The sequence below is a fragment of the Pseudarthrobacter sp. NKDBFgelt genome (genome assembly GCF_046097905.1).
In the GTDB taxonomy this organism is placed as follows: domain Bacteria; phylum Actinomycetota; class Actinomycetes; order Actinomycetales; family Micrococcaceae; genus Arthrobacter; species Arthrobacter polychromogenes.
The window spans coordinates 1-3,251 of sequence record NZ_JBJURL010000148.1; the positions used below are offsets into that span (position 1 = coordinate 1).

The 3,251-nt window shown below is 66.6% G+C and carries 4 protein-coding genes and 1 pseudogene; 3 read left to right on the plus strand and 2 right to left on the minus strand.

What is annotated here, in order from left to right; translation table 11 throughout:
• The coding region (locus ACKAE7_RS20675; RefSeq protein ID WP_408980182.1) for an alkaline phosphatase D family protein at positions 1–1,428 on the plus strand (1,428 nt) is incomplete at its 5' end.
• A 12-nt stretch (positions 1,429–1,440) separates the two neighbouring features.
• Here ACKAE7_RS20675 and ACKAE7_RS20680 read toward each other — a convergent pair.
• A complete protein-coding gene (locus ACKAE7_RS20680) occupies positions 1,441–1,827 on the minus strand; it encodes an HAAS signaling domain-containing protein (RefSeq protein WP_408980183.1) in 387 nt (128 codons plus the stop codon).
• Positions 1,828–1,832: 5 nt separating this feature from the next.
• Complete coding sequence (locus ACKAE7_RS20685) at positions 1,833–2,177, minus strand: PadR family transcriptional regulator (protein WP_059279694.1); 345 nt, start codon at positions 2,175–2,177, stop codon at positions 1,833–1,835.
• 166 nt (positions 2,178–2,343) lie between these two features.
• Here ACKAE7_RS20685 and ACKAE7_RS20690 point away from each other — a divergent pair, with 166 nt between their 5' ends.
• Entirely contained in the window at positions 2,344–3,120 is a 777-nt protein-coding gene (locus ACKAE7_RS20690; protein ID WP_408980184.1) for a histidine phosphatase family protein, read from the plus strand.
• Positions 3,104–3,251, plus strand: a pseudogene (locus ACKAE7_RS20695) (NAD(P)H-hydrate dehydratase); the annotation flags it as partial. The gene ACKAE7_RS20690 and the pseudogene ACKAE7_RS20695, both read left to right, overlap by 17 nt.

Below are 3,251 nucleotides of genomic sequence, written 5' to 3' on the forward strand. Positions count from 1 at the left end.
GGCGAGGTGTTGCGCGGCCGCGGCGCCTTCGAGCGCGTCATGCGGGGGCCCCGGGCAACCCAGGCGTCCGACTTCACCGCCAAGATCCACGCCGGCAACCTGCCGTCCGACACCCGCTTCGCGCTGGAGATCAGCTTCGAGGACGACGGCGGCGCGGCCGGTGAGAGCGTGCGCGGCACCTTCCGCACGGCTCCGGACGCCGGGACGTACAACGGCCGGGGCCGCACGGGCGACCCGAGCAACGGAGGCGACGTGCCGTCGTCGTCCGCCCAAAGCTTTGTGTGGACCGGCGATACGGCCGGGCAGGGCTGGGGCATCAATGAGGAGATCGGCGGCATGCCCGGCTACCGGGCCATGCACCAGACCCGGCCGGACTTCTTTATCCACTCGGGAGACACCGTGTACGCGGACGGTCCGCTCACGGAAACGGTGGTGGAGAAGGACGGGCAGGTGTGGCGGAACCTGGTCACCGAGGAGGTGTCCAAGGTGGCCGAAACCCTCACCGAGTTCCGCGGCCGGCACCGGTACAACTCGATGGACGCCAACATGCGCGCCATGTTTGCCGACGTCCCGGTGATCGCCAACTGGGACGACCACGAAACCACCAACAACTGGTACCCCGGCGAAATCCTGGACGACCCCCGCTACACCGTGCGCGACGTCAACACCCTCGCGGCGCGCGGCCGGCAGGCGTGGCAGGAGAACATGCCCATCGCCGAGTCCGCGGCGCTGTGGCGGCCGGGAACGTTTGACGACGCCGGCCAGTACCAGCCCGCCCGCATCTACCGGAAGATCAGCCGCGGCCCGCAGCTGGACATTTTCTGCCTGGACATGCGCACCTTCAAGTCTCCCAATACGGACGGCAAGGAGGCCTACGCTACGAACATTTTGGGACAGGAGCAGGTGGACTGGCTGATCCGCGAGGTCTCGAAGTCGAAGGCAACGTGGAAGGTGATCGCCGCGGACCTGCCGCTGGGGATCATTGTGCCGGACGGCGCCGTGAACCAGGAGAGCCTGGCCAACCGTGATCCCGGTGCACCGCTGGGCCGCGAGCTGGAGATCGCCGGGGTGCTGAGCGCCTTCAAGCGGAACCGGGTGAAGAACGTGGTGTGGCTGACCGCGGACGTGCATTACTGCGCCGCGCACCACTACTCCCCCGAGCGGGCAGCGTTCACCGATTTCGACCCGTTCTGGGAGTTCGTGGCCAGGCCCATCGCCGCGGGGTCTTTTGGCCCGAACGACATGGACGGCACGTTCGGGCCCGAGGTGGTGTTCTCGAAGGCCGGGCGCTTCCCCGGGGAATCACCGCGCGACGGCGAGAACCAGTTCTTCGGTCACGTCCAGTTGGATTCCGAAACTTTCACGGTGAGCCTGCGGAACGCCAACGGCGCCACGGTGTTCTCGAAGGTGCTGACGCCGGAGCGGTAGGGCTGTCCGGCGTTACCGCGGGTCCGGAAGGCGCCTGTCCATCTGCTGGCCGGTCACGATCAGTGCAGCCGTGACAGCCACCACCGCACCAAAATAGGTGAGCGTGCCGGAGATGCCGAAGCTGACGTCGAAGGTCCCCCGAAGGACCAGATAAGCAGCGAGCGTCACGATGACAACAAGCCCGGCCAGGCTTCCCACCCGGGCGCCCCTCGAGGTGGTTGTGCCTGCGGGGAATGAGGCGGCGTACTCGCGCGGCTGCCCGAAGGCCGCAACCCCGCTTTCGCCGCTCTCAGCCAGGTGGCTGCTGACTTCCTGCAGCGTGTTCCGGACCATGTCTTCACCGTGTTTCCGATGGCGCAGTTCATAGGCCAGGGTTTTCAGGTATTCCTCTGTGGACATCACTTTCAGCCGTTCCTCTCGTGGAGCAGGTTCTTGATGAGATCTGCGAATTGGTTCCAGTCCGTGCTTGCGTCCTGCAGTCGCTGCTGCCCCTTGGGAGTGAGGGAGTAGAACTTCTTACCCGGGCCGGCGTCCCCTTGGCGCCATTCGGAACTGACAAATCCATCCGTTTCCAGCCGGTTCAGCGCCGGGTAGACCGTCCCGCCGCTCAGTCCGTCAAAACCGGCAGCCTTCAGTGCCTGGATGATCTGGTACCCGTAGGCCTCGCCGCTTCCGGCGACCGCCTGCAGGATGCAGGTGGGGAGCACAGCCCTGACCCAGTCGCTGGGCCACCGTTTGTCTGGGGTCATAACTAGATAGTGTCATGGGTTAGGTTGTGACACAACCTATTCGGCGCACAGCCTGACGCCGTTGCACTGCCGCCAGCCGTCGTCGTCCGTTATTTTCCCTGGCCCATGGGTACGCCGCTGGTAGTGTTCCTGCATTCGGCAAGGCACGCGGACGGAGTGATTCTTTGTGAAAGACGACGGACTGACAGAGGCTGTGCAGGAAGCCGGGGCGGTGGAGCTGCTGCTGATCCGCCACGGTGAAAGCGAAGGGAACGTGGCTGCCACCGATGCGCGGATGGCCGGGGCGGAAGTCATCGCTGTACCTGCCCGGGATGCCGACGTGAACCTTTCGGGCACCGGCCAGGAACAGGCCAAGGCGCTCGGCGCGGCGCTGGCCCGCATCGCCGAGGAATTCCGGCCGGACGCCGTGGTCTCCTCCCCCTACGCGCGGGCCTTCCAGACGGCCGAGATCGCGGTGGAGGCCGCAGGCTGGCCGGTAAAGGTCCAGCTGGATGAACGGTTGCGGGACCGGGAACTGGGCATCCTGGACAGGCTGACCCGGCTTGGCGTGGAGAAGCGCTACCCGGAAGAGGCCGAGCGCCGCGAGTGGCTGGGGAAGATGTACTACCGGCCGCCGGGCGGTGAATCCTGGGCGGACGTGGCCCTCCGCCTGCGCTCCGTCCTGGACGAACTGAACAACCTCGGCAGCGGGCACCGGGTGATGCTGGTGTGCCACGACGCCCTGATCATGCTGTTCCGGTACGTGCTGGAGGGGATGACCGAGAAGGAGCTCCTGGACCTGGCCGCCAGCACCTCCGTACTCAACGCCTCCATCACCCGCTTCGTGCGGCCTGCCGGTGAGGGCCCGTGGACGCTGGAAAGCTTCAACGTGGCGGACCACCTGGCCGAACAGGGCGTCACCGTTACCGAACACGGAGGGGATTCCAGTGTCCACCCGAAGTGATTCCGGTTCGCCAACCCTCGTAACGCCGTCGCTGCTGCGCGACTGGCCGCTGCCGGCGCCCGGGAAGGACAAGTATTCGCGCGGCTCGGTCCTGGTGATCGGCGGCGCGCGGGCCACGCCGGGGGCGGCGC

Excerpts from the sequence above, each read along its gene's own strand:
- ACKAE7_RS20680 (WP_408980183.1), bottom strand. The coding sequence starts at position 1,827 with ATGTCCACAGAGGAATACCTGAAAACCCTGGCCTATGAACTGCGCCAT.
- ACKAE7_RS20685 (WP_059279694.1), bottom strand. The coding sequence starts at position 2,177 with ATGACCCCAGACAAACGGTGGCCCAGCGACTGGGTCAGGGCTGTGCTC.